Origin of the sequence: Pseudomonas sp. GM80 (assembly GCF_000282515.1) — a bacterium.
GTDB lineage: Bacteria > Pseudomonadota > Gammaproteobacteria > Pseudomonadales > Pseudomonadaceae > Aquipseudomonas.
Genome location: NZ_AKJD01000052.1, coordinates 50,660 through 57,449 on the forward strand (window position 1 = coordinate 50,660; position 6,790 = coordinate 57,449).

At 63.0% G+C, this 6,790-nt stretch carries 1 protein-coding gene; it reads left to right on the forward strand.

All coding sequences use genetic code 11. The features are described from left to right. The first annotated feature begins 128 nt into the window (after nucleotides 1–128). Nucleotides 129–6,539: a non-ribosomal peptide synthetase gene (locus tag PMI37_RS07785; protein ID WP_008079655.1), complete on the forward strand. Its 6,411-nt coding sequence runs from the start codon at nucleotides 129–131 to the stop codon at nucleotides 6,537–6,539. The last annotated feature ends 251 nt before the right edge of the window (nucleotides 6,540–6,790 follow it).

A 6,790-nucleotide genomic window follows, 5' to 3' on the forward strand; every position in this document is an offset into this window, starting at 1 on the left:
ATACCTGCGCCAGTCAGGCCAATCAGGTCGATGGACGCCCAAGCGCGCAGTGATGTCCGGGTTTCAGGTGTCATGTCGGCGTCAGGGCCGATGCTTGAATACCGGCAAAATCACATGAGAAGGATCTTATGCAGCCTACTTCTGCCAACGTGGTGGACGATCTGTCCGTGCCTGTCGAGACATTCCCGCTGACTGCCGCCCAACGGGATATCTGGCTGGACCAACTGAGTCGCGGAGATTCGCCGCTGTATAACATTGGCGGTTATGTCGAACTGAGCGGGCCGCTGGATCCGTTGTTGCTGCATTCGGCGCTTGAGCAACTGGTTGCAGGCAACGATGCCTTGCGCACGATTCTGCTCTGCGACGTCAGTGACGATGGGTTGCCGTTGCAGGGATTTGCGCGGGCGCTGCCGGTGGTTATGCCGTTGCATGATTTCAGTGAACAGCGCGATCCACAGTCGGCGGCACAGGCGTTGGTCGAACAGCAGATGGCCCAGCCTTACACGTTGAACGGGCAGGCGTTGTTCCGCTTCTGTCTGATTCGCCTCGATCACAATCGTCACTGGTTGGCGGCACAGGCGCACCATCTGATTATTGATGGCTGGGGGTTCGGCCTGCTGTTCAAGTCGGTGGGCGAAATCTACAGCGCGTTATGCCGTGGCGAGCAATCAGGGGTGGCAGCGCCGTCCTATGTCGGCTTCATCGAGGATGACGCGCGTTACCAGCAATCACCGCGCTATGAGCTTGATCAACGCTACTGGCTGGACAAATACCGCAGCGTCCCCGAGCCCTTGTTGACCCCCCGTCATCACGAACCCCTTGACCCTGAAGCGGCGCCCGGTCGCATCCATGTCGAGGCGTTTCCGACCCCGTTGCACGAGCGCATGAAAGACACGGCGCGGCAGTTGCGCGGCTCGGCGTTTCATGTGTTGCTGGCGGCGCTGCACGTGTATTTCAGTCGCACCGCGCAACGCGACGAGTGGGTGGTCGGCTTGCCGATTCTCAATCGCTCCGGTGCCCGTTTCAAAAGCACACTGGGCCTGTTCACCCAGGTCAGCGCAATGCGCATGGGCTTTGGCCGAGCGTTGCCCTTTGGCGAATTGATCAAGGCAATCGGCGATGGCCTCAAGCAGGATTTCCGTCATCAGCGCTACCCGCTGAGCGAGATGAACCGCGCGCTGGGCCTGTTGCGCGAAGACCGTTCGCAGCTGTTCGAACTGTCGGTGTCCTACGAGCAGGACGACCATGACTACCGTTACGGCGACGCACCGGGGCACGTGGTCAAGGTCTCCAACCAGCACGAAGCGACACCGCTGGCCATTCACCTGCGCAGCAACCGGTACAACGACAAGGCCTGGCTGCATCTGGTGTATTCGCCAGGCTATTTCACGGCTGACGAGATCGCGTCGTTCACCGAGCACTTGTTGCTGATCCTGGAGCAAGGCCTGGAGTCTCCTGAGCGGATCGTCGCCGATTTCAACCTGAACAGCCCGGCAGAACTCGCCCGGTTGAATGAGTGGAATGACACCCGAGTCAGCTATCCGCAAACCCGGACAATTCATCAACGCTTCGAGTCGCGCGTGGCCGAACAGCCGGACGCCGTGGTCGCGACTTATCAGGGGCGGTCGCTGAGTTACGCCGAACTGAACCGGCAAGCCAATGCGCTGGCCCATCATCTGCTGGGCCTCGGCGTACGGCCCGATGACCGGGTGGCGATTGTCGCCCGCAGAGGCCTGGAAACCTTGGTCGGGCTGCTGGCGATTCTCAAGGCTGGCGCCGCTTATGTGCCGATCGACCCGGCGCATCCACCCGAGCGCCTGAGTTATCTGCTCAGCGACAGCGCTCCGGTGGCGCTGCTGACGCAAAGTGATGTGCGCGAGCGTTTGCCCGCCACAGCGCTGCCAGTGATAGAGCTTGATCGGCGCGAGTGGGCGCTCGACAGCGTCACCAATCCCGAGGTGCCGGGGTTGACCACGAATAACCTCGCTTATGTGATTTACACCTCCGGCTCAACCGGGTTGCCCAAAGGCGTGATGGTCGAACACCGCACCTTGTGCAATCTGGTCGACTGGCACTGCGCGGCATTTGGTCTCGGCCCGGGGCTGCACACGTCGAGCCTGGCCGGGTTCGGTTTTGACGCGATGGCGTGGGAGGTCTGGCCGGCGCTGTGTGCCGGCGCAACGGTGCATTTTTCACCGGCATCCGACGGCAGCGAAGACATCGATGCGCTGCTGGCGTGGTGGCGGGCGCAGCCGCTGGATGTCAGCTTCTTGCCCACGCCGGTCGCCGAATACGCCTTCAGCAAACAACTCGATCATCCGACCTTGCGCACCTTGCTGATCGGCGGTGATCGCCTGCGCCAGTTCAACCGCGCGCAGGGTTTTGCGGTGATCAACAACTATGGCCCGACCGAAGCCACGGTGGTCGCCACCTCAGGACTGATCATGCCGGGGCAGACGTTGCACATCGGCAAACCGGTGAGTAATGCCACGGCTTATTTGCTCGATGATCAGCAGCGCCCACTGCCGATCGGCATCATCGGCGAGCTGTATGTCGGTGGCGCCGGGGTGGCCCGGGGTTATCTGAATCGCCCGCAGTTGACGGCCGAACGCTTCCTCGACGACCCGTTCAGCGCACTGCCAGGCGCGCGCATGTACCGCACCGGCGATCTCGCCCGTTGGCGCGCCGACGGCAACCTTGAGTACGTCGGCCGCAACGATGACCAAGTCAAAGTCCGTGGGGTGCGTGTCGAGTTGGGTGAAATCGAAGCGGCACTCGCCAGCCATGAAGCGGTGCAGGAAGCCGTGGTGTTGGTGCGTGACGGCCAGCTGTTGGCGTGGTTCACCGAACGTCAATCGCTGGACATCCTGCAACTGCATGCGCACCTGACCTCGCGCTTGCCAGCCGCCATGTTGCCGGCCGCTTACGTTCGTCTGGCGAGTCTGCCCCTGACCGCCAACGGCAAGCTTGACCGCCAGGCCCTGCCGCCACCGGGGCCGGAAGCGTTGATCCGTCGCGAATACGAGGCGCCACAGGGTGATGTCGAAATCGCTTTGGCGCAGATCTGGGCCGAAGTCCTGCAGGTCGAGCGGGTAGGGCGTCACGATCATTTCTTTGAGCTGGGCGGCCACTCGTTGCTGGCCGTCGGCCTGATCGAACGCATGCGTCAGATCGGCATGAGCAGCGACGTTCGGGTGCTGTTCAACCAACCGACTCTGGCCGCGTTGGCCGCGGCGGAGGGCAGCGGCCGTGAAGTCGAGGTGCCGGCCAACCGCATTGCCGCCGATTGCACGCACATCACGCCGGACCTGTTGCCATTGGTGCAACTGGATCAGGCGATGATCGAGCGTATCGTCGCAACCGTGCCAGGCGGTGCCGCCAATGTGCAGGACATCTACCCGTTGGCGCCGTTGCAGGAAGGCATTCTCTATCACCACATCACCGCCGCACAGGGCGATCCGTACCTGCTGCAATCACTGCTGGCGTTCGACAGCATCGAGCGGGTCGAGGCCTTCGCCGCTGCGTTGCGTCAGGTCATGGCGCGCCACGACATCCTGCGCACGGCCGTGGTCTGGGAAGGGCTGACATCACCGGTGCAAGTGGTGTGGCGCGAGGCGATTTTGCCGGTGCAGGAGGTCGAACTGGATCCTGCTCACGGCGCGATCATCGATCAATTGCACGAGCGTTTTGACGCGCGGCGCTATCGCCTCGATGTGAGTCAGGCTCCACTGCTGCGCCTGATGTTTGCCCGCGATCCCGCACATAACCGCGTGGTCGGCATTTTGCTATTCCATCATCTGGCGATGGATCACGTCGCACTGGAGGCAATGCGCGAAGAAATTCACGCCAGCCTGTCCGGGCACGGCGAACCGCTGGCAGCACCGGTGCCGTACCGCAACTATGTGGCGCAAACGCGATTCGGCGTCAGCGAGCAGGAGCATGAACAGTTCTTTCGGCAGATGCTCGGCGACATCGACGAACCGACCTTGCCGTTCGCTTTGCAGAACGTCCAGGGCGACGGCAGCAACATCGAAGAAGCCGAGCAAACCCTGGCGAGCGACCTTTACCAGCGCCTGCAACAACAGGCGCGTGTGGCCGGCGTGAGCGTTGCCAGCCTGATCCACCTCGCTTGGGCGCAGGTGCTGGCGGCGACGTCCGGCCAGCAAAGTGTGGTGTTCGGCACGGTGCTGATGGGCCGCATGCAGGGTGGCGCGGGGGCCGACCGTGCGCTGGGGGTGTTCATCAACACCTTGCCGCTGCGGGTCGATGTCGGCGAAGGCGCGCGCAGCGCGGTGAAATCCACCCACGCCCGGCTGAGTGCTTTGCTCGGCCATGAGCACGCTTCTCTGGCGCTGGCCCAGCGTTGCAGTGGCGTCGCCGCACCCGCGCCGCTGTTCAGCGCCTTGCTCAACTACCGGCACAGCGATGATGTCGAGCAAGACACCTCCCGGCAAACCTGGCAGGGCATCGAAACGTTGGCCAACGAGGAACGCACCAATTACCCGTTTACCTTGAGTGTCGATGACTTCGGCAGCGGTTTGCGGCTGACCAGCAGAACCTTGTCGAGCATTGGCGCGCAGCGGATTTGCGCTTACGTGCAGGCCGCTTTGAACGGTTTGGTCGAGGCGTTGGAAACTACCCCGCAACGGCCGTTGAGCAGTCTGCCGTTGCTGCCGCAAGAGGAGCTGCAACAGCTGCTGATCGAGTTCAACGATACGACAGTCGATTGCCCGATGGATCAGCCGCTGCAGGCGCTGTTCGAACAACAGGTTCTGCGCAAGCCGGATGCCATTGCGGTGCAATTCGCCGAGAAGTGCCTGACCTATCGCGAACTGAACGAGCAAGCCAACCGCTTGGCCCATCATCTGCGCGGGCTGGGCGTTCAGCCTGATTCGCGGGTAGCGATTTGCGTCGAGCGCGGGCTGGAACTGGTGGTCGGTCTGCTGGGCATTCTCAAGGCTGGCGGTGCGTATGTGCCGCTCGATCCGGATTACCCGCTGCAACGGCTGAACTACATGCTGCAGGACAGTGCGCCGGTCGCGCTGCTGGTGCATGCCGCGACGCGCGATCTGCTCGGCGAACCCGGCGTGCCGCTGATCGATCTCGACCTCGGCGCCTGGCAGGAGCAGCCGCACGACAATCCGCAGGTGCCGGGTCTCGGCGCGACCAATCTGGCCTACATGATCTACACCTCCGGCTCCACGGGCACGCCGAAGGGCGTGATGATCGAGCACCGCAGCGCCTGCAACATGGTGCACTGGGGCTCGCAACTGGCGCCGCCGACTGAACACGGCGCGTTGCTGCAAAAGGCCCCGTACAGTTTCGACAGTTCGGTGTGGGAGATTTTCTGGCCGCTGTGTTCGGGCATGCGCCTGGTCCTTGCGCGCGCCGATGGCAATCGCGATTCGGCGTATGTGACGCAAGTGATCCGCGAGCAGAACATCACGGTGGTCAAGTTCGTCCCGGCGCTGTTGCAGCAGTTCATCGAACAGGACGACGTCAGCCAGTGCACCAGCCTCACCGACGTGCTCAACGGTGGCGGCGAGTTGACCGTCGCGCTGGCCCGGCAAGTGCGTGAACGCCTGCCGTGGGTGCGCCTGCACAACGTCTACGGGCCGACCGAAACCACGGTCGACAGCAGCGGCTGGACCCTGGAGCCCGGCGAGCCGCTGCCGCCGACACTGGTGCCGATCGGCAAGGCCCTGAGCAACACGCGGCTGTATGTGCTTGATGGCTGCGATCAACCGGTGCCGCTTGGCGTCAGCGGGCATTTGCACATTGGCGGAGTGGGCGTGGCGCGCGGCTATCTGGGACTGCCACAACTGCAGGCCGAGCGTTTTATCGACAGCCCGTTCGTGGCGGGTGATCGTTTGTATCGCACCGGGGATCTGGTGCGTTACGGCGCTGACGGCAATCTCCAGTTCCTCGGGCGCAATGACTTCCAGGTCAAGCTGCGCGGGGTTCGTCTTGAGCTGGGCGAGATTGAAGCGCGTCTGCTCGAACACTCGGCCATTCGTGAGGCGGTAGTACTGGTGCGCGATGAGCGACTGGTGGCTTATTACAGCGTCCGTGCCGGGCTGGCTGCTCCGACGCTTGAAGCGTTGCGCGCGCATGTGTTGGCGCGGTTGCCGGAGTTCATGGTGCCCGGCGCTTACGTGCTGCTGGCGGCGCTGCCGTTGACGCCCAACGACAAAATTGATCGCAAGGCCTTGCCGGAACCGGGGGCGGAGGCACTGCTCAGTCGGCCTTATGCGGCACCCGAAGGGGACGTTGAAACGGCTTTGGCGCAGATCTGGGCGCAGGTGCTCAAGGTCGAGCAGGTCGGGCGCGACGACAACTTCTTCGAGCTGGGCGGGCATTCGTTGCTGGCGGTGAGTCTGGTTGCGCGCATGCGTCTGGCCGGGCTGCATGTCGATGCGCGGACGCTGTTCAGCCAGCCGACACTGGCCGCGCTGGCGGCCCAGACCTCGCGGCAGGCCAGGCAGGTCGAGATCGCCCAGACCACCATCCCCAACCTCAACCGCAAACGCCGCCTCTGACCTCTCCCTGTAGGAGCTGCCGCAGGCTGCGATCTTTTGATCTGCTTTTAAAAACAAGATCAAAAGATCGCAGCCTTCGGCAGCTCCTACAGGGGTTAGCGAGGCGCTACGGCTAATGGGCAGGGCGGCTTGTCCCCGCTTCCCATGTCAGACACCCACGCCCCGATGTTTTAGTTTTTCCAGGCTGCGCGCCGCGTGCACGGACTCGCTGCTGCGCGCTCCTTTTTTTCGTATTTACAGCAGGTTACCTC

Bases quoted from the DNA above. Each gene is read 5' to 3' on its own strand.
- PMI37_RS07785 (WP_008079655.1), top strand. From the start codon at position 129: ATGCAGCCTACTTCTGCCAACGTGGTGGACGATCTGTCCGTGCCTGTC.